The sequence below is a fragment of the Flavobacterium sp. genome (assembly GCF_044373165.1).
Lineage (GTDB): Bacteria > Bacteroidota > Bacteroidia > Flavobacteriales > Flavobacteriaceae > Flavobacterium.
In genome coordinates this window covers 1-18,590 of record NZ_JBILQL010000044.1, presented here as the reverse complement: position 1 = coordinate 18,590, position 18,590 = coordinate 1, and the positions used below count along the sequence as shown (strand labels likewise).

The following is an 18,590-nucleotide window of genomic DNA, read 5'->3' as shown; positions in this document are numbered from 1 at the left end:
TAAAGACTTGAAAAAACAAGATACCGGAAACCAAGCAAGTAAACAAAAACAGCCAAAAAGGTTTGTCTTTAAAAACCGAGTGCGTTAATATTTCTCCCGGATGCTCTTTGTCGGTGAAAGCCGATTTTTTCTTTTCTTTTACTTTGACCCAAAAGATAAGAATGGCTACAATACAAGTAATCCCGTCTGCCCAAAACAGTCCGTTGTAGCCAATATTCATTATAATCAATCCACCTAAAGCCGGTCCGGCCGCAAAGCCCAAGTTAATAGCCAAACGAACTAAGGTCAACGCTCGGGTTCTGTTTTCGGGTTTGGCATAAGCGCCAATGGAAACAAACATCGCCGGTCGGTACATATCAGCTACCGTCATAATTAAAAACATACTGAGGCAAAGTCCGATAAAACTGGTAATGAACTGAATCACGAAAAACAGTAAACCACTAGTGAGTAAGCTGAAAATCATGATTTTATAAAAGCCGATTTTATCCGAGAGTTTTCCGCCCAACCATGAACCAAGCATGGAACCGATACCGAAACAAACCATAATCCATCCGACTTGTCCGTAACTGAATCCTAAATCTTCTTTTAAATATTTAGACAAAAATGGCAGTACCATTGTTCCGGCTCGATTGATAAAAGTAATCAAGGTTAAAATCCAAATCTCTCTGGAAAAACCTTTGAAGTTATCGATATAGCGTTGGAAAGCAGTTTTGATCATGTGGATTGATTTTCTCCGCTGCGCTCCAACCAAGTCGGCAATGCCTCGGGTGAGCTGGTAAAGTTACAAAGTTCCATCGTTTAAGCGTAAGTAAGTTTTTGAGTTTGCCAACATTTTTTGTGCTATTTTTGTTAAAAAGTGACCATGAAAAAATTAGTTTTCCTTTTCGTATTCTTTCAATTTTCTTTATTGATGTCACAAGAAACAGCCCAAGAATTTCAAGACAACCTTAATAGGGAATTTGCTACCCGAGAGGAAAGTCCGCTTACTGATGAAGATTTCAAAGGGTTTAAAGCGCTCGATTTTTATCCGATTAGTGACACGTTTATAGTAGAAGCCAAGTTTGTGAGAACGCCTAAAGAGAAAGTGTTTAAAATGAAAACGTCTACCACAAGGTTGCCTGAATACAAGAAATACGGTGAGCTGTTATTCCAGATTGACGGAAAAGAATTCAAACTCAATTTATATCAGAATATTGAGTTGAGTAAAAAGGACGGCTATGAAGATTATTTGTTTTTGCCTTTTTCCGATTTGACTTGTGGTAAAGAAAGCTATATAGGTGGTCGTTATATTGATATGCGCATTCCTAAAACCAAAACGGTAATCATCGATTTCAATAAGGCTTACAACCCGTATTGCGCTTATAATTATAAGTATTCGTGTCCGATTGTCCCTTTGGAAAATGACTTAGACATTGAAATTTTGGCCGGCGTTAAAAAATTCCACGATTGATGTCTTTATACAATTTACATACTCACAAGTATACTAACGACGCCAATACAATTGAATTAGTCAACCAATACCCGTGGGAATTTGTGGCAGGCATTCCGCATTTTTCCATTGGTATTCATCCATGGTACATAGAGGAAAGCCGGTTGGCGAGCGATTTGAAAATGATTGAAGAAAAGTTGCCATTGCCCGAATGTTTAGCGCTTGGAGAATGTGGTTTAGACAAGCGAATCGAAATTCCGATGGCTTTACAAACGGAAGTTTTTGAAAAACAAATCACTCTAGCCGAAAAGTATCAAAAACCTCTAGTGTTGCATTTGGTGGCGGCTTACCAAGAGTTAATCGCCATTCATAAAAAACGCAATATTTCTGTGCCGGTTATTTTACATGGCTTTTCTAAAAACGAACAAACCGCCAAACAGTTGTTGGATTGTGGATTTTATTTGTCTTTTGGCAAATATTTGTTGCGCAATCCCGATTTGGCTTCAGTCTTTCAATCGGTTCCAAATGATAGATTTTTTTTGGAAACCGATACCATCGAAGAAACCCTGAGGGAAGTGTATGAAAAAGCATCAATTGTCAAAAATCTAAAGCTATCCGAATTGAAAATCTTAGTGGAAAATAATTGGAGTAAAGTTTTCAAGAAATAGTTCTAATTTTTCATGAGCATTTCTGATTTATTCAGTCCTGATTTTTCCTTATTTTTGCCCCGTTAAAATCGCAATTCTGTATTACAATGGCAAAGTGGCAAGAAAGAGCTGAACTATTATTTAAAGAAGAAGGATTAAATCGTTTAAAAAATGCCAATGTATTGGTTGTTGGATTGGGTGGCGTAGGTTCGTTTGCGGCTGAGTTTTTGGCCCGTGCCGGAGTAGGCAATATGACTATAGTAGATGGTGATGTGGTAGATATTACGAACATCAATCGACAATTGCCGGCCTTGCATTCTACAGTTGGTTTGCCCAAAGTAACCTTGATGGCTACTCGTTTGTTGGATATCAATCCCGAGTTGAATTTAACTCCTGTACAAGAATTTTTGTCTCCCGAAAGGGCTAAAGAAATTGTTACCTCCGATTTTGATTATGTACTTGATTGCATTGACAGTGTAACTCCGAAACTGAATTTGATTATGGCAGCCAAAAGAAAAGGCGTAAAAGTAATCAGCAACATGGGCGCAGGCGGAAAATATGAAGCGTCCAAAGTCAAAGTAACCGATATTCGCAAAACCGATTATTGTCCATTAGCCAAAGTAGTTCGCAAGCGACTCAAAAAAGAAGGCATTTCGAGTGGCGTAAAAGTGGTGTATTCTTATGAAAGACCCGACGAAAGCAGTGTTAAAATGACCGACGGAACCAATTTTAAAAAATCGTTTTACGGTACTAATAGTTGGATGCCATGCTTGTTTGGGTTGCATGCTGCCGAGACAGTTGTGAAATATTTGCTGAAAAAAGAGCCTAAAAATGACTAGCTCAGAAAGACCTACTTTAAAGTTGCCCTTGACTTTTTTTGACCAAAGTGTTGAAGTACTTGGACTGCTTATACTGCTAGGTTTTTGGATTTTTACAATTTACTATTTTCCAATTTTGCCCGAAACCATTCCCACACATTTTGGCGGTGGTGGTGAACCCGATGGTTTTGGCCCTAAAACGGCTATTTTAGGATTACCCATAGTGTCAACGGTTTTGTATTTGATGTTGACCTTTTTTAGTCGTTTTCCGCATAAAATGAATTATTCCGTAACGATTACAGCAGAGAATGCCGAAGTGCAATACCGCATAATGACTCGAATGATTCGTGTTTTGAAAGTGTTTGTACTGCTCATTTTTTGGTTGTTAGATTACAAAACTGTTCAAATAGCTTTATCATGGCCGGATGTTTTGGGGAAATGGTTTTTACTTTTGTTGTTTGTAATGCTTTTTGGTCCACTCTTTTATTTTTTAATACAATTGTCTAAAAACGCCTGATCTTGTTTAGCCCAAAACCACAGTACCTTAGCACCTTATCATGATACAAACCGTAATCTTCGACATGGATGGCGTAATTGTAGATACCGAACCGGTACATCATTTTGCCTACAACCAACATTTTAAGCAATTGGGGATAAGCATTACACCCGAAATGTATGCTTCTTTCACCGGAAATTCAACCAAAAATATTTTTGAGCGATTGAAAGCCGAATTTAATTTACAAGAGGATGTGCAAACATTGGTACAAACCAAACGCGAACTTTTCAACGAGGCTTTTGATCACAAAGAGGATTTGTATTTATTAGATGGCGTTGAAGATTTAATCAAAGACTTGCACCGCAATGGCATGCAGTTGGTTTTAGCATCCTCATCGGCCACCGTTACAATTAACAGAATTTTCAATCGATTTGGATTACACCGCTATTTTACTCACATTGTTTCAGGTGAAGATTTTCCGAAGTCGAAACCACATCCGGCTATTTTTCAACACGCTGCTTTTTTAGCGCAAACACCTGTTGAAAGTTGCATCGTTATAGAAGACAGTACTAACGGAATTTTAGCAGCCAAAGCAGCCGGAATTTATTGTATAGGTTACGACAGTTTTCACTCGAAAATGCAGGATTATTCAAAAGCCGATGTAATCATCAAACATTTCAATGAATTGAATTTCGACTATATCAAAAAGATTAAACCCGTAAAATAAACTTATTCTCTATCCGGCAAAGTGTGTTTTTCTAAAACACGCTTACTATCAATTTTTACGGCAGTGTCTTTCCGCATGCCCCAAAAGAAATCGGATGATTTTTTTCGAGCTTCTTCCAAGTTAACTATAGGCAACGGATAATTTTTGCCCGGCATAAAATCGTGAAAAACCTGCTCAATTGGGGTTAATTTCCAAGGTTCATGTACAAATAGAATAGGTAAAGAAGCCAATTCGGGTACCCATTTTTTGATAAATTCTCCTTCCGAATCGTGTTCCAAAGAATTTTTAACCGGATTGTAAACACGCAATGTATTGATTCCGGTTACTCCGGCCTGCATTTGAATTTGCGGATAATGTATACCGGGTTCGAAATCGAGAAACTGACGCGCTAAATGCGGACTGCAATTTTGCCAAGGCTGAAACAAATGATGGGTATAAAAAGAAACCACCAAAGCCCTCATTCTGAAATTCAAATAACCGTTAGTGTTCAGGCAGCGCATGCAAGCATCTACAATAGGAACACCGGTTTTTCCTGTTGTCCAAGCGATATGCCAATCCTCTCGGACGGTTTGCTGAAGTTGTCGATACCCTTTGTTAACTGCAACAAATTCCATGTCGCATTCCATTTCAAACTTCTGTATAAAATGCGCTTGCCAACGCAAACGAGACATAAAATTGGCCATCTGACGTTTGTATTTTCCGGTTTTCGCTTTGAGAAGGGAAGCTTGGTAAACCTGACGAACGGATAAGTTTCCCCAAGCTATATAAGGTGAAAGCCGACTACAACCTTTTCGAGCTGCTTCAGGTTTGGAGATATGCCGACTGTAATTTTCTACTCGCTCTTCTACAAATGAATTCAAGTAACGCAAGGCTGTTTTGGTTCCGCCTTTTTGAAATAACGTGTTTTTTTCGGTTTTTAAATTCTGTATAGCAAAATAATTTTCAATTTCTTCTAACTCTCGGTATTTGATAAAACTTCTGTTGTCAGCTTTAAACGGAAAGCAGGATTTTTCCATAAAATCGTACCAATCTTCTTTCCAGTGTTTGCGATTTTGTAAACCACGAATTACTCCGTTAGTGATGAATTCAAGCCAAGGAATACCGTGTTCTTTTAATATTTCAGCAACAGCTAAATCGCGATCGTAAGTAGCTTTAATGCCGGTTTCCTGATGAGTGTAAATCCCTCGAATGGGAATAAGTTCGATTAATTTATTAAAAACGGTAACCGCTTCTTCTTCCACAATTAGAATTTGGGTGTGGTATGGCAGTAGTTCAGATTGCAATTCTTCCAATGATTGTTTGATAAAATCGAAATGCCTTTGGCTGTAATGCGGATCGTTTTGCAGTGATGGTTCTAGTATATAGAGTAATAATACTCTGCCCGAAGCTTCTAAGGCACGGTTTAGTGCTTCGTTATCGTGCAAACGCAAATCTCTTTTAAACCATACGATGTTCATCAGCCGACAGCTTCTTTATACACAGTCAAACATTTTTCACGTGCCGCTTTGTGGTCAACTATGGGTTGCGGATAGTCTAACGAATTGATCTCAGGTATCCATTTTTTAATGTAAACCAAATCTTTGTCAAACTTCTTGATTTGTTCGGTTGGATTGAATATTCTGAAATACGGTGCAGCATCTACACCACTTCCGGCCGCCCATTGCCAATTCCCAACGTTACTGGCTTGTTCGTAATCCAATAGTTTTTGGGCAAAATAAGCTTCGCCCCAACGCCAATCAATAAGCAAGTGTTTGCACAAGAAACTCGCGACTATCATTCGAACCCGATTGTGCATGTGTCCGGTGGTGTTGAGCTCTCGCATTCCGGCATCTACAAAAGGATAACCGGTTTTTCCTTCGCACCATTGTTGGAATAAAAGCTCATTGTTATCCCATTGAATCTCGTCGTATTTGGATTTGAAACTTTTGTTAACGGTATGTGGAAAATGCCATAGGATTTGCATAAAAAACTCACGCCAAATCAGTTCTTTGAGAAAAGTTTCGTTACGGCTTTCCAATGCTTTGGCAACCATTTTTCGAATCGAAACGGCTCCGAAACGCAAATAGATTCCGAGGTATGACGTTTTGTTCATGGCCGGAAAGTTTCGGGTAGCTTCGTAATTATCAATCAATGTATCGGACACATCAAAAGGAGTTACCTGAATATCTGAGCGTTTGAATCCAATGTCTTTCAGACTCAAAAAAGGATAGGAGTGAAGGGCAATTTTGTTTATGTGAGCCTCAGAATCGTATTGGGTTAAAGCGATTTTTTTAAAGTTTTCTTTCCATTTATTAGCATAAGGCGTATACACTACATAAGGCGTACCATCGTCTTTAACCACCTCGCTTTTTTCAAAAATGACTTGGTCTTTGCTGGTTTTGAATACAACATTGTATTCTTTAAAAAGTTGAAACAGTTCTAAGTCGCGTTTTCTGGCATAGGGTTCATAATCGTGATTGGTGTAGACTGTTTTGATGTTGTTTTCGGCTAATATCCTATTGTAAACTTCAAAAGGATCGCCGTAAAAAACCGCTAATGATTTTCCGAGTTTCTTCAACTGATTTTGAATCTTATTGAGCTGATCATGAATAAAAGTCACTCGCGCATCGTCTTTCGGCAATTGCGACAATATATTTTCATCAAAGATAAAAACCGGCAAAACCTCATCATCACTTTGCAGCGCATGATAAAGTCCGGTATTATCCTCTAATCGCAAATCGCGTCTAAACCAGAATATGTTCATTAGTTTAATTTTGTTTATAGGTTTAAGGTAGTCGATTTGATCAAACAACCTCAAACAATATTGAAAAACGCTAAACTTTAATTGTTGACCAACAAAGTCGACATGCCACCATCTACATGAAACACTTGTCCGGAAACCCATGAACTGTCCTCACTGAGTAGGAATCTTGCGGTTTTGGCCATGTCTTCGGAAGTGCCTACTCTTTTGAGTGGATGGCGTTGTGCTGATTTTTCTTTTTTCTCTTCGTTGCTCAAGAATTTTTCAGCCAACGGTGTATCGGTTAAAGAAGGAGCAATAACGTTGACTCTGATTTTTGGAGCATATTCGGCTGCTAAGGCTTTAGCAAAGCCTTCAATAGCACCTTTGGACGCTGCTACACTGGTATGAAAAGGCATTCCCATTCCGGCCGCTACCGAACTGAATAAAACAATACTCGATTGGTTTGAAGCTGACAGATTGGGTAACACACTTTGTAACACTTTAATCATACTAATGAAATTGATTTGCAAATCACTTTCAAATGCTTCAGGTTTTAAACCTCGAAACGGTCTTAAGTTGATACTGCCCGGACAATACACAAATCCGTCTAAAACATTCGGCAAAAGTGATACATCCAAAGTGTCTGATGTGGCATCAAAAGGAATGTGCGTGATGTTCATGTCGGAAATCGCCTCATTGGATCTAGAAGCAATGTAGACTTTGTTTTCATATTGTAATTCTTTAGCGATGGCTAATCCTATCCCGTAAGAACCGCCAATTAAAAGTATGTTTTTCATGTTATTGTACTTTGTATTCCCCAAATAATTCAGTTAATTTTTTATGACGATAATCGAATATTTCTTTCAGTTTTGGTTTGACCAAAAAGGGATGCACCAATTGACCTAATATACCCATTGGGACTTTGTAATCTACTATATCTTCCATTTCCACACCACCGGGGATTGCTTTCAAAAAATGTTTGTGATGCCACAAGGCGTAAGGTCCGAAACGTTGTTCATCTACAAAATATTGTTTGTCAACTACATGTGTAATTTCGGTCACCCATTTCATCGGAATACCCAAAACAGGCGTTACTATATATTGGATAATTTGACCGGGAAACATTGGCCTGTCATCACCCGAAAGCGTTTTAAAACCCATATAATGTGGAGTAATGGTTTTTAAGTTTTTAGGATCAGATAAAAATGACCAAGCTTCCTCTAAAGTGATAGGCAGATTTTGTTTGGTATGTAAAGTGTAAATTTTCATAGAAAATATTTTTGGTAAAAATACAAATTGTTTAATAGTAAACGCAAAACATTAAACAAAAATGATTTCATTTAAGTTTTAATTAACATTTGAAAGGCTTACAATTTGTAATTTTGAACAAACAAAATAAAACATCATGAGAAAAATTATTTTAGCGTTGGTTGTATTGATAGCCAACTTCACTATTGAAGCCCAAGTTAAAACACCACAACCGAGTCCTAAATCCACTTTAAATCAGGTAGTTGGATTGACAGATGTTACTGTCGAATACTCCAGACCAAGTGCTAAAGGCAGACCGGTTTTTGGCGATTTAGTGCCGTTTGGCAGACTTTGGAGAACCGGAGCCAATCAAAATTCAATGGTTACTTTTAGTGAAGATGTAGTAATCAAAGGAGCAACATTAAAAAAAGGGAAGTACGCTATTTTTACTACACCTAAGGCAGACATGTGGGAAGTAATATTCTATACAGATACTGATAATTGGGGAACTCCTGAGAATTGGGATGAAAATAAAGTTGCTTACAAAACAAATGTAGATCCGATTGCATTAGGCAACAATGTTGAAACTTTTACCATAGCCATTAACAACTTAACCAACGATAGCGCAACTTTAGATATTTCATGGGAAAAAACTATGATTTCAGTGAAGTTTGAAGTGCCAACCCAAAAAGCTGCTATGGCCAGCATTAATAAAGTTTTAGCCGGTCCGACTGCAGGTGACTATTTTTCATCGGCTCAATATTTATACCAATCAGAAGGCGACTTGAACAAAGCTTTAGAGTATGTAAATAAAGCAGTATCTATGGCTAAGTCACCGGAAGAAGTTCCGTTTTGGCACTTAAGATTGAAATCGTTAATCCAAGCTAAAATGGGTAATAAATCGGGAGCTATTGAAACTGCCAAATTATCATTAGCCGGAGCTGAAAAAGCCAACAATTCGGATTATGTTAAGATGAATAACGACAGCATCAAAGAATGGGGTAAAAAATAATTTTGCCAAACTTATATAACAAACCACGAATTATTACAATTCGTGGTTTTTTTATGCTGTGATTTTTTGTTTTCCTTTGGCCAAGGTTTGTAATAATATTGAAATGACGATGGTGAGCGAAGCCCCTATAAAGTTAAGCCACAAATAACCCAATTTTTCCTGACCGGTTGGATAAATGTGAATAGTATAATAATAGATGAAAAAGATGGTGGTTTGACTGATAACTGCACCGTAAAAAATGGCATTGGCTTTAACGTATTTGATGTAAAAACCAACCAAGAAAACCCCCAAAACAGTTCCATAAAAGATGGAGCCAACTATGTTAACCAGCTGTATTAGATTTTCAAATAAAGTTCCGACACAAGCAAATAGAATAGCAATAACTCCCCAAAGTAGTGTAAAATATCTGGTGGCATCCACAAAGTGTTTTTCAGACTTTTCAGTTTTGATATTTCGCTTATAAATGTCAATAGCTGTGGTCGAAGCTAAAGCGGTTAATCCGGAAGCAGAAGAGGACATAGCAGCAGATAAAATTACAGCCAATAACAATCCAATTAAACCGGAAGGCAGGTAGTTTAGAATAAAATAGATAAACACATAATCCTTATCGTTTGTCTCGGCTTTATTATCCACTTTGGCAATGATTTCTTTGGCTTGTTCGTGCAAATCTTTTTCTTTAGCCGATAATGAAATCAATTTGTTTCTCAATATCGGATTGTCGTAATTTTGATTTAGGTGATCTATATACAGCAGGTTAAATTCTTTTTTCTCTTCCGACAATTGAGTCAGTTGTTTTTCCAAAGCGTTGTATTCTTCAGCATAAATTGATTTTTCTACGGCATCTTTGTTAATTGGATTAAAATGCAACGGCACCGGATTAAACTGAAAAAACACAAAAACCATCACTCCGGTTAAAAGAATAAAAAACTGCATCGGTACTTTTAAAAAGCCGTTCATGATTAATCCCATCTGACTTTCTCGGTCTGATTTACCGGATAAGTAGCGCCCAACTTGAGATTGATCGGTGCCGAAATACGACAACATCAAAAAGAAACCACCGGTAATACCACTCCAAAAAGTATAACGATTTTCAGGGTCGATAGAAAAATCGAGGATATTCATTTTATCGTTGGCACCGGCAATGTGCATCGCATTGGAAAAAGTCATGTCGTTAGGCAATAAATGCAAAATCAAAAAGAAGGTGATAAACATACCGCTCATGATGATAAACATCTGTTGTTTCTGCGTAACGTTTACCGCTTTGGTTCCGCCTGCGAAGGTGTAAATGATGACCAAAATTCCGATGATGATGTTGAGTAGTGTGAGATTCCAACCCAAAATAGATGACAAAATGATGGAAGGTGCATAAATGGTTAAACCAGTTCCTAAACCTCTTTGGATTAAAAATAAGACAGCAGTAAATGAGCGGGTTTTAAGATCGAAGCGTTGCTCGAGATATTCGTAAGCGGTAAAAACTTTAAGTCGGTGATAAATTGGAATAAACGTCATTGAAATCACCACCATAGCGATAGGCAATCCGAAATAGAACTGCACAAATCCCATTCCGTCATGATACGCTTGTCCGGGAGTAGAGAGAAACGTGATGGCACTGGCTTGGGTTGCCATGACTGATAATCCGACGGTCCACCAAGGCGTTTCTTTGTTGCCCAAAATATAATCTTCTACATTTTTACTGCCTTTGGTTTTGTAAACACCATAAATCACAATAAATAATAAGGTTACCGATAAAACTATCCAATCGAGCTTTTGCATCTTAGTAAAATAATTGCATTAGTAAAAAAAAGATTAAAATGTAAATGGCATTGGCTACCAAAACCCAAGTGTAACTGTTTTTCCAGCGGTCTTTATTTTCTGTTTCCATATTATTTTCCTAAAGCTATGATGTTGGCTAACAATCGAAAGGCACCGGATACACCTTCGGGCAACTCTCTAAAAAAACTCAGTCCGGTATAAACGTAATTTCCTTTGCCGTATTTGGCCACCAATAAGGCGCCGTTTTTAGGTTTTTCTCCTTGGTCATTGGCCGAAAGTATAGGCGTGTAGTTGGCATCCCATTCGCTTGGATAATACAAACCTTGTTCTTGTTTCCAACCCTTGAAGTCGTCAGCGGTTATTTTATTCGGATAATTAAGCACGGGATGATTGGGCGCTAAAAATCGCACTTCAGCATTTTCTTCGGTCACTCTGTCACGGGAAATTTTCAGCGGGAAAGGCGATAGGTCTTTGGTCACCAAATCGTCCAAAGTATTGTATTGTACAATCATGGTTTTGCCGTTTTGCACAAAATCTAAAAGCAAACGCTGTTTGTATGCCAAAGCATTAACCACATTATAGGCACGGATTCCCGTCATCACTACATCAAAATTGTTCAATCGCTCAGTGGTAATTTCTTCAGGTTTCAGTATTGTAACTTCATAGCCCATTTGTGTTAAGCTTTTCGGTACTTCATCGCCGGCGCCCATGATGTAAGCGATTTTTTCGTTTTTGGTTTTGATTTTCAAGCGAATGGCTTTGGCTTCGGCCGTTTTTAAAACCAGCTGTTTGTAGATGTGTGAGTAATTGATGTCGATTTTTTCTTTGTCGAAGGTTTGATTGTTGACAGTCACCACACTTTTAATGCTGATTTCAGAAGCGTCAGAGGAAGGTGTAACGTTGAAAACCGCTAAAACTTCTTGTCCTTTTTTATCGATGGTAAACGGAATTTCAGTCGGGGTTACTTTCCAGTTTTGCGGTACTTCTAATTTAGTATTGCCGTTAACGTTGTCTTTTCCGGCTTTGATTTTAACGGTTACGGTTTTGCTTCGGTCGTTGTTAAAAATATATACTTTCTCCGCTATAGCAGAAGTAGCTATCGGAACAATATCTAATGGCTGATACACTTCACCTTTAACATCATCGTTGTATTTGTAAATAACATTCCGTTCGTAAGGAATGGTAACATTGTTGATCCCTATATTGAAAGATAATTTTATTTGTCGCATTACATCGGGAAGGCCGATTTTTTCTTGTTGATCAACCCTATACATGCCATTCGTTCCGGCTTGGTTTAACCAATAAGGATTGGTGTAATCTACGTCGCCGGGAAGTTCAATTTCCCCGGTTTTTGAAATCATTTTATTATTGGACAAAACTGTAATTTCCTGAGTGGTCATAGTGCTTGGAGACGATTGTACTGCATTCAAACTCATGGCCACTGCACTGCGATTGATGGCTTCCCATTTCACTTTTAAAGTACTTCCCGGAGTAATTTCTTGTACCTCAGCTACGGCTTCCAAATACAAGCCGGTACATGCCGCAATAATTTTTTTGATTTCTTCTGATTTGACCGATTTCCAATGTTGGTCTTCCAATTCTTGAATTAAGTTGTAAGCCTTTACCAAATCTGCAACACTGGCTGCCGGATTTTTGAAATCGAAGTTTTTTTCTACCGCGTATAAAATATCTCCAATGGCTTTTCCTCCTTTGAGGCGATTCCATGTGGTGTCTATACCTTCAAATAAATTGGTTTTGTCTTTTGGCATTTCGCCTTTTAAAAATTCTAAGTATTCGTCTTCTTCACCACGAGTTCCTGTTGAACCAAAACCTTGTGATTGGTGTCGACTTCTGCTCAAAGCAGCAATTTCCTGATTGGACTTACCCATCGTTTGGTAATAAGTTCCGATTTTCAAATTCACCAAATTGGTTTTGTCTGCTGCTTCAAATTTTTCACGACTGCCGTAAAACCACCACGATGTATTGAAAAACACTCTTTTGGGTTGCCAAGTGGATGCGTATTGCAGTTGTTCCGGAAATTGATTGGCCTTATTAGCCAAATCATAAGCTTCTAAACTTAACATGGCTGAAGCGGTGTGATGACCGTGAGTTGTTCCCGGTGATCGATGATCGAAACGGTTGATAATGATATCGGGTTGGAACTTTCTGATAGCCCAAACCACATCACTGAGGACTTGATTTTTATCCCAAATTTGGAGTGTTTCGGTCGGGTTTTTGGAAAATCCAAAATCGTTGGCACGGGTAAAAAATTGTTCTCCGCCATCAATTTTTCTGGCTTCAATGAGTTCTTGCGTTCGGATTACTCCTAACAACTCTCTTAATTCCGGGCCGATTAGGTTTTGACCTCCATCACCACGAGTGAGCGAGAGATAGGCCGTTCTGGCTTTTTTATCATTGGATAAGTAGGAAATCAACCGTGTATTTTCATCATCGGGATGCGCAGCGATGTAAAGGACAGAAGCTAAAAAGTTTAATTTTTGTATTTGATGGTAAATCTCAACCGAAGTAGGTTTTGTAGGTTGTTGCGCCCAAACAGACTGGGTTACGAAAAGAAAAGATGTGAATAATAGAGTGTAAAGCTTTTGCATTGGTTGTCATTATGGCAATAGCTTCAAATATAAACATTAAATAAAAGACAGCGTTTTATTTAATTAGTTTTTAACAAAAGAAGAACACTACAACTTAATCCGAAGATTCTGTAGTGTTATTGGCGAATCGACCTTTAGAGTTGTAAGGAAATTTCTTTTTGTGGACACTCAAATTATCGTATGGTCTATCATCATCATAATCATCAATAACGACACGAGCTTTGTTGTAAAGTGAATAACCACCATAATTTACGGGCAATTCGGTTGCGGTTTTCCATTCACCTTTGTCTTTAAAATAGTAAACCATTTGCAGATTATCAAAATAAGCTTGCAGGTTAGGGAAGTAGTGGTAACGAATGTAACAATTTGTTTTTTTGTCAATTGGCAAACTCTCCTTTTTTAAAGGAGTATTCTGAGCGAAAGTTTGGGTAGTCAGAAGTAAACCCAACACTAATAATAGTATTTTAAGCGTCTTCATGATTTTGTAAATTTGGGGTTAACAAAAAACAGTTATCAACAATTTGTCACAAAGGTATACAATAATTATCTTTTAAAAGAAAATTTTATCGATGAAATACACTTAAAAGTCTGTTAAATAAGAATTTTATTATTTTAAATGATTGATAATTAAAACTTTATAAAAAAAAGGCGAAGTTTAAATCTCGCCTTAAGTATTGTTTAGTCTTTTCCTTTACCGTTTCCGTGGCCTTTTCCGGGATGGTTTTTAAATTTTCCTTGACCGTTGTTGCTATTTCTTTTCCAGTTTCCGTTGCCTTTGTATTTTACTTTGTGGGTTTTAAAGTAAGAGTAGGGGCGATTTCCATTGTAATTGGTTAAATAAATAGTTTTTCCTCTGTATAAGTCGTAACTTCTGTAATGAGCCGGTAAAGCAGCGGATCTAAACCATTTGCCGTTTCTCAAATAAATATACCTTCTAGCGGGTACATCATAATACACTTGTATATCAGGCAGGTAGTAGTAATGCACTTCAGCCGGTGCATTCCGCGCCCAAGCCGGAGGCTTACCAACATTTACATTTACCGATACTTGAGCCTCAGTGTTCCATGCAATTGCCAACATAATGTTAAGCAGTACTAATTTCATTGTTTTCATAATCGATAAGATTAAATTACTAATTAGTTACAAGCTAACCTAAAAACAATGCTAAGCAATGTGCTTAAAGTAAAGTTTACCAAAAGATTAACATTAATCTCCGGAATTAATTTAGAAATCCCTAATCAGTAAACTCTTGGTCTTCGTATTTTGGTTTTATTATGGAAATTCCTTTTTGGAGTAAAAGGTTATTGGGATAAACCAAATGTTCACCGTCTTTGGATATCAAATCGGTGTGAAAGGCATTGATATCGATGATTTCACCTTCGAAAGGAAAGTCTTTGTCATGTACTTTGATGATATCTCCAATTTTAAACGGAAACGAAAAGAAAAGAATTACACCCGATGTAATGTTGCTTAAAATAGACCATTGGGCAAACATGGCAACACCAACCACAGTAGCAATGGAGGAAAGTGTAATCATGATGTCGTTTTTTTGAACACCCCAAATGACAATCAGGGAAATAATCGCCAAAATATTAATCAGCAAATGAATATACTTTATAACCAAATTGGTTCTTTTTTCAATTCCGGTATGGGATTTTGAATACCTTTTGACGGCTTTGGTAACTATAACGCGTAATAAAATTATAGTTACGACAACCAAACCGGTGGCAAACAATTCTTTAGTGTACAATTCAAAAAAACGCATAAGCTTGAGCTATAAGTTTGTTAAATACTCGTAAACTTTGTCTGTTGGTAAACCAACAACATTGGTGTAAGAACCTTCAATTTTGGCAATGCCTATTAGTCCAATCCATTCCTGAATTCCGTAGGCTCCGGCTTTATCAAAAGGTTTGTAATGATCCAAATAGTAGCGAATTACATCTTCGGTAAGTTTGTTGAAAGTAACTTTAGTCACTTCAAAAAGCGTATCGGTTTTTTGTTGGGTTTTGAAGCAAACCGAAGTAATTACCTCATGGGTTTTGCCCGACATGGCTTTGAGCATTGTAAAAGCGTCATTATAGTCTTTGGGTTTTCCCAAAGCTTTATTTTCAAACCAAACAATAGTGTCGCTTGTGATTAGGATTTCATTATCAGCCAATGTACCTTCAAAAGCATTGGCTTTGAGTTTGGCTAAAAAGTTGGTTATCTCAACCCCTTGAAGGTGATCAGGATAAATTTCTTCCACTTCTTTCAATCTGATTTCGAAGTCTAAATCCAAGTCCTTCAAAAACTGTTGCCTACGAGGCGAACCCGAAGCTAAAATAATCTTATAGGCACAACGGTTATTATCCATTTAATTTAATATTGTAAGTAAGGACTAAAATAGACATAATTCCGAAAAAGATGATGTATTTCAACACTTTACTCAGCAATTGAAAATCTTTTTTTTCCTTAGCATTCCATATTTTAATCAAAAAGAAAACCATTGGGCCAACTACGGTAATGAGGCTATAGACTACGGTGGGATAAAGTTGGTTTTCCATTAAATTATCGTTGATGTACCAAAGCAATAATAACACTGCTAACAATCCAATGGTAAAAACAACTTTAGTGGTTTTGGTTATTCCGATGATTACCGGTAAAGTCCTCATTCCTTCTAAGTTATCACCTTCTATGTCTTGGGCGTCTTTAACTATTTCTCGGATAAAATTTATGATAAAGGCAAACACGGCATAATCTAAAAGTATTGATAATATCACTTTCATTTTAGCCGATTGCTCCAAACCTACATAAGGAAACAACGGGATGATATCAAACATTCCGATAACAATTACCGATAAAGCTAAAATCAAAGCCACCACCATATTACCGATAACAGCCATTTGTTTTAAACTGTTTGCGTACAAGTAAAGGAGTGCCGAACTGATGATAAAAATCCCAAAGAAGGAAGTTTTGTTCACAAAATCGGCCAAATAGTATCCTATCAACATACCGGCAATATTGAGGCCGAAATACCAATTATAGGCCGTAGCTTCAGAAATACCTTTACCTATAATTACTTGATTGGGTTTATTGGTCAAGTCGGTTTCCTGATCCATAATATCGTTGATAATATAACCGGCAGCCGCAATCAACACCGTAGCTAAAACCAACAATCCATATTGCCAATCAGTTAAAGTTAGCGGTATGTTTTGGTATTTTAAGAAACCGTATCTGAAAACCAGTTGCAACAAAACAATTAGCAAAAGATTTTGGTATCGTATAAGTTTTAAGATGTTCATTTTTTGTAAAGCTGTTTTAGGCGTTTAATCGTGTTTTCCGTTATAGTACATGTGCCATTTGTTTTGGGCTTTCATGACTTGTTCAATCACTTCGCGAACGGCACCTTTGCCGCCGTTTTTGTGTGAAATGTATTTGGATATGGCTTTGATTTCCGGACTGGCATCTTGCGGACAGGTTGGCAAACCCACTAATTGCATCACGTGAAAATCCGGAATGTCATCACCCATATACAATACTTCTTCCGGTTTGATGTTATACAATTCGGTGTATTCTTTAAAAGTAGCTACTTTATCCGGCGAAGCCAAATGGATATCGGTAATTCCTAAATTTTTCAATCGAATGCGAACCCCTTCGTTGCTTCCGCCCGAAATGATACAAACATGATAGCCGCTTTCTACAGCCGCTTTCATGGCAAAACCATCTCTAATGTTCATAATTCTCAGCATTTCTCCGGTGGGAGTAACATGAACGGAACTATCGGTTAAAACACCATCCACATCAAAGATGAAAGTGGTGATGTGATTCATGATTTCTTTATAACTTTTTTTCATGATCGATTATAGATTTGGTTAGCAATTTATAGATTTCTTTTTGGTTTTCATCGGTCAAAAACAACAAGTGTTTGTTGATGGTTTCGGTATCATTTCTTTTGGCCGGACCGGTTTGTGCTTCAGCCGGAGAAAGCGTTAGAATTTTTTGGGCCGTTTCCTGTATTAATGGTTTTAAAATATCGAATGACAGCTTGTTTTTCAAGCAAATTTCATTTCCCATTTGGTACAAATGATTGACAAAATTTGACACAAAAACCGCGGCTGTATGCAAGGCTTTTCTTTGTTCGGAATTTACGGTGTAAATGTTTTGTGAAATCGATTGGGCTAAATTTTGCAATACTTGATAATCTTCTGCCAACTCCGCTTCAAGACAAATAGGAACCGTTTTATAATAGACTGCTTTTGCTTTGGAGAAAGTTTGCAACGGATAAAAAACACCCCGACGATTGTTCTTGTTTAAAGTTGATAAGCCAACACTGCCGGAAGTATGGACAACCAATTGATTGTTGAACGGAATTTGATTCGAAACCGTTGCTATGGCCTCGTCTGTCACGGCAATAATGATTACATCGACTTTTTTTAATAACGACCAATCTGAAATTAGTTGTTCCGGCGATAACAATTCCGATAACGCGCCTTTATTCCTGGCCAATACCTGGATTATCTCAACTTCCGAAGTTTCACTGAAAGCTTTTACCAAATGATGGGCAACATTCCCCGAACCAATGACAGACACTTGAATCATGGGACAAAATTATCGAAAATTACCATTAGATTCTCTATTTTAAATTAAAGAAATACACAAGTCTTAAAAATGTATTAAAACCCCAAATTTATCAATCAGATATCTATTTATTTACGCTATTTTTGTATCGCTTTTTTAAAAATCACAATTCCAACTCATGGAAAAAAAACTATACTCTTTTCTGTCTTCCACTCGTTTAATGGCTTTCTTATTTATTGCTTTTGCTGCCGCAATGGCCGCCGGAACTTTTATAGAAAGCCAATACAACACCGATACCGCTCGAATAATAATTTACAATGCTTGGTGGTTTGAAGCCATCATGCTGTTTTTTATGATTAATTTCATTGGCAACATCAAACGATACCAATTGTATAAAAAAGAAAAATGGGTGACCTTATTACTGCATTTGTCTTTTATTTTTATCATTGCCGGTGCTTTTATTACCCGTTATATCAGTTATGAAGGCATGATGCCAATTCGTGAAAGCGAAACTTCCAACCAGGTCTATTCCGATAAATGTTATTTGACGGT

General features: G+C 37.4%; 20 protein-coding genes and 1 pseudogene. 7 read left to right on the top strand and 14 right to left on the bottom strand.

Annotation, left to right across the window (positions count from 1 at the left end; all coding sequences use genetic code 11):
- Nucleotides 1-718, bottom strand: a 718-nt coding sequence (locus tag ACIQ32_RS07365; protein WP_396195043.1) for an MFS transporter, incomplete at its 3' end; no start/stop codon positions are given.
- A 144-nt stretch (nt 719-862) separates the two neighbouring features.
- Between ACIQ32_RS07365 and ACIQ32_RS07360 the strand changes: the two genes are divergently transcribed.
- From ACIQ32_RS07360 to ACIQ32_RS07340, 5 genes are all read left to right on the top strand, one after another.
- Nucleotides 863-1,450: a DUF1684 domain-containing protein gene (locus ACIQ32_RS07360; protein WP_396195042.1), complete on the top strand. Its 588-nt coding sequence runs from the start codon at nt 863-865 to the stop codon at nt 1,448-1,450.
- Nucleotides 1,450-2,097 (top strand): TatD family hydrolase, encoded by a 648-nt coding sequence (locus ACIQ32_RS07355; RefSeq protein WP_396195041.1) that lies wholly within the window; start codon nt 1,450-1,452, stop codon nt 2,095-2,097. The genes ACIQ32_RS07360 and ACIQ32_RS07355 overlap by 1 nt, the downstream gene beginning before the upstream one ends.
- A gap of 86 nt (nt 2,098-2,183) precedes the next feature.
- The gene (locus ACIQ32_RS07350; protein ID WP_396195040.1) at nt 2,184-2,915 is read left to right on the top strand and encodes a ThiF family adenylyltransferase; all 732 of its coding nucleotides are present in this window, start codon (nt 2,184-2,186) and stop codon (nt 2,913-2,915) included.
- Nucleotides 2,908-3,411: a DUF1648 domain-containing protein gene (locus ACIQ32_RS07345; RefSeq protein WP_396195039.1), complete on the top strand. Its 504-nt coding sequence runs from the start codon at nt 2,908-2,910 to the stop codon at nt 3,409-3,411. The genes ACIQ32_RS07350 and ACIQ32_RS07345 overlap by 8 nt, the downstream gene beginning before the upstream one ends.
- Nucleotides 3,412-3,451: 40 nt before the next feature.
- The gene (locus ACIQ32_RS07340; RefSeq protein WP_396195038.1) at nt 3,452-4,117 is read left to right on the top strand and encodes an HAD family hydrolase; all 666 of its coding nucleotides are present in this window, start codon (nt 3,452-3,454) and stop codon (nt 4,115-4,117) included.
- A 2-nt stretch (nt 4,118-4,119) separates the two neighbouring features.
- Here ACIQ32_RS07340 and ACIQ32_RS07335 read toward each other — a convergent pair whose 3' ends face one another.
- The 4 genes from ACIQ32_RS07335 to ACIQ32_RS07320 all read right to left on the bottom strand — a co-directional run bounded on the left by ACIQ32_RS07335 (nt 4,120) and on the right by ACIQ32_RS07320 (nt 8,108).
- A complete protein-coding gene (locus ACIQ32_RS07335) occupies nt 4,120-5,574 on the bottom strand; it encodes an FAD-binding domain-containing protein (RefSeq protein ID WP_396195037.1) in 1,455 nt (484 codons plus the stop codon).
- Nucleotides 5,574-6,860, bottom strand: a complete 1,287-nt coding sequence (locus ACIQ32_RS07330) for a cryptochrome/photolyase family protein (RefSeq protein ID WP_396195036.1) — start codon at nt 6,858-6,860, stop codon at nt 5,574-5,576. The genes ACIQ32_RS07335 and ACIQ32_RS07330 overlap by 1 nt, the downstream gene beginning before the upstream one ends.
- A 77-nt stretch (nt 6,861-6,937) precedes the next feature.
- A complete protein-coding gene (locus tag ACIQ32_RS07325) occupies nt 6,938-7,636 on the bottom strand; it encodes an SDR family NAD(P)-dependent oxidoreductase (RefSeq protein WP_396195035.1) in 699 nt (232 codons plus the stop codon).
- A 1-nt stretch (nt 7,637) separates the two neighbouring features.
- Nucleotides 7,638-8,108, bottom strand: a complete 471-nt coding sequence (locus ACIQ32_RS07320; RefSeq protein WP_396195034.1) for a cell division inhibitor — start codon at nt 8,106-8,108, stop codon at nt 7,638-7,640.
- Nucleotides 8,109-8,244: 136 nt separating this feature from the next.
- Here ACIQ32_RS07320 and ACIQ32_RS07315 point away from each other — a divergent pair, with 136 nt between their 5' ends.
- Nucleotides 8,245-9,099: a DUF2911 domain-containing protein gene (locus tag ACIQ32_RS07315; protein ID WP_396195033.1), complete on the top strand. Its 855-nt coding sequence runs from the start codon at nt 8,245-8,247 to the stop codon at nt 9,097-9,099.
- A gap of 51 nt (nt 9,100-9,150) precedes the next feature.
- Here ACIQ32_RS07315 and ACIQ32_RS07310 read toward each other — a convergent pair whose 3' ends face one another.
- The 9 genes from ACIQ32_RS07310 to ACIQ32_RS07270 all read right to left on the bottom strand — a co-directional run bounded on the left by ACIQ32_RS07310 (nt 9,151) and on the right by ACIQ32_RS07270 (nt 18,059).
- A complete protein-coding gene (locus ACIQ32_RS07310; RefSeq protein WP_396195032.1) occupies nt 9,151-10,872 on the bottom strand; it encodes a sodium:solute symporter in 1,722 nt (573 codons plus the stop codon).
- Between the two features lie 110 nt (nt 10,873-10,982).
- Complete coding sequence (locus ACIQ32_RS07305) at nt 10,983-13,481, bottom strand: PIG-L family deacetylase (RefSeq protein WP_396195031.1); 2,499 nt, start codon at nt 13,479-13,481, stop codon at nt 10,983-10,985.
- A 94-nt stretch (nt 13,482-13,575) separates the two neighbouring features.
- The gene (locus ACIQ32_RS07300) at nt 13,576-13,959 is read right to left on the bottom strand and encodes a hypothetical protein (protein ID WP_396195030.1); all 384 of its coding nucleotides are present in this window, start codon (nt 13,957-13,959) and stop codon (nt 13,576-13,578) included.
- Nucleotides 13,960-14,159: 200 nt separating this feature from the next.
- On the bottom strand, nt 14,160-14,585 hold the full coding sequence (locus tag ACIQ32_RS07295) for a hypothetical protein (protein ID WP_396195029.1): 426 nt from the start codon (nt 14,583-14,585) through the stop codon (nt 14,160-14,162).
- A 130-nt stretch (nt 14,586-14,715) separates the two neighbouring features.
- Nucleotides 14,716-15,246: a mechanosensitive ion channel domain-containing protein gene (locus ACIQ32_RS07290; RefSeq protein ID WP_396195028.1), complete on the bottom strand. Its 531-nt coding sequence runs from the start codon at nt 15,244-15,246 to the stop codon at nt 14,716-14,718.
- Nucleotides 15,247-15,255: 9 nt separating this feature from the next.
- On the bottom strand, nt 15,256-15,834 hold the full coding sequence (locus ACIQ32_RS07285; protein ID WP_396195027.1) for a Maf-like protein: 579 nt from the start codon (nt 15,832-15,834) through the stop codon (nt 15,256-15,258).
- Nucleotides 15,827-16,762, bottom strand: coding sequence for a geranylgeranylglycerol-phosphate geranylgeranyltransferase (locus tag ACIQ32_RS07280; protein WP_396195026.1), 936 nt, complete (start codon nt 16,760-16,762; stop codon nt 15,827-15,829). The genes ACIQ32_RS07285 and ACIQ32_RS07280 overlap by 8 nt, the downstream gene beginning before the upstream one ends.
- 24 nt (nt 16,763-16,786) lie before the next feature.
- Nucleotides 16,787-17,314, bottom strand: coding sequence for a KdsC family phosphatase (locus ACIQ32_RS07275; protein WP_396195025.1), 528 nt, complete (start codon nt 17,312-17,314; stop codon nt 16,787-16,789).
- A complete protein-coding gene (locus ACIQ32_RS07270) occupies nt 17,298-18,059 on the bottom strand; it encodes a Rossmann-like and DUF2520 domain-containing protein (RefSeq protein ID WP_396195024.1) in 762 nt (253 codons plus the stop codon). Before ACIQ32_RS07270 ends, ACIQ32_RS07275 begins: the two co-directional genes overlap by 17 nt.
- A 157-nt stretch (nt 18,060-18,216) precedes the next feature.
- On the opposite strand from ACIQ32_RS07270, the pseudogene ACIQ32_RS07265 reads away from it, so the two are divergent.
- A pseudogene (locus ACIQ32_RS07265) lies at nt 18,217-18,590 on the top strand (cytochrome C biogenesis protein); the annotation flags it as partial.

Excerpts from the sequence above, each read along its gene's own strand:
- ACIQ32_RS07360 (WP_396195042.1), top strand. The coding sequence starts at position 863 with ATGAAAAAATTAGTTTTCCTTTTCGTATTCTTTCAATTTTCTTTATTG.
- ACIQ32_RS07355 (WP_396195041.1), top strand. The coding sequence starts at position 1,450 with ATGTCTTTATACAATTTACATACTCACAAGTATACTAACGACGCCAAT.
- ACIQ32_RS07350 (WP_396195040.1), top strand. The coding sequence starts at position 2,184 with ATGGCAAAGTGGCAAGAAAGAGCTGAACTATTATTTAAAGAAGAAGGA.
- ACIQ32_RS07345 (WP_396195039.1), top strand. The coding sequence starts at position 2,908 with ATGACTAGCTCAGAAAGACCTACTTTAAAGTTGCCCTTGACTTTTTTT.
- ACIQ32_RS07340 (WP_396195038.1), top strand. The coding sequence starts at position 3,452 with ATGATACAAACCGTAATCTTCGACATGGATGGCGTAATTGTAGATACC.
- ACIQ32_RS07335 (WP_396195037.1), bottom strand. The coding sequence starts at position 5,574 with ATGAACATCGTATGGTTTAAAAGAGATTTGCGTTTGCACGATAACGAA.
- ACIQ32_RS07330 (WP_396195036.1), bottom strand. The coding sequence starts at position 6,860 with ATGAACATATTCTGGTTTAGACGCGATTTGCGATTAGAGGATAATACC.
- ACIQ32_RS07325 (WP_396195035.1), bottom strand. The coding sequence starts at position 7,636 with ATGAAAAACATACTTTTAATTGGCGGTTCTTACGGGATAGGATTAGCC.
- ACIQ32_RS07320 (WP_396195034.1), bottom strand. The coding sequence starts at position 8,108 with ATGAAAATTTACACTTTACATACCAAACAAAATCTGCCTATCACTTTA.
- ACIQ32_RS07315 (WP_396195033.1), top strand. The coding sequence starts at position 8,245 with ATGAGAAAAATTATTTTAGCGTTGGTTGTATTGATAGCCAACTTCACT.
- ACIQ32_RS07310 (WP_396195032.1), bottom strand. The coding sequence starts at position 10,872 with ATGCAAAAGCTCGATTGGATAGTTTTATCGGTAACCTTATTATTTATT.
- ACIQ32_RS07305 (WP_396195031.1), bottom strand. The coding sequence starts at position 13,481 with ATGCAAAAGCTTTACACTCTATTATTCACATCTTTTCTTTTCGTAACC.
- ACIQ32_RS07300 (WP_396195030.1), bottom strand. The coding sequence starts at position 13,959 with ATGAAGACGCTTAAAATACTATTATTAGTGTTGGGTTTACTTCTGACT.
- ACIQ32_RS07295 (WP_396195029.1), bottom strand. The coding sequence starts at position 14,585 with ATGAAATTAGTACTGCTTAACATTATGTTGGCAATTGCATGGAACACT.
- ACIQ32_RS07290 (WP_396195028.1), bottom strand. The coding sequence starts at position 15,246 with ATGCGTTTTTTTGAATTGTACACTAAAGAATTGTTTGCCACCGGTTTG.
- ACIQ32_RS07285 (WP_396195027.1), bottom strand. The coding sequence starts at position 15,834 with ATGGATAATAACCGTTGTGCCTATAAGATTATTTTAGCTTCGGGTTCG.
- ACIQ32_RS07280 (WP_396195026.1), bottom strand. The coding sequence starts at position 16,762 with ATGAACATCTTAAAACTTATACGATACCAAAATCTTTTGCTAATTGTT.
- ACIQ32_RS07275 (WP_396195025.1), bottom strand. The coding sequence starts at position 17,314 with ATGAAAAAAAGTTATAAAGAAATCATGAATCACATCACCACTTTCATC.
- ACIQ32_RS07270 (WP_396195024.1), bottom strand. The coding sequence starts at position 18,059 with ATGATTCAAGTGTCTGTCATTGGTTCGGGGAATGTTGCCCATCATTTG.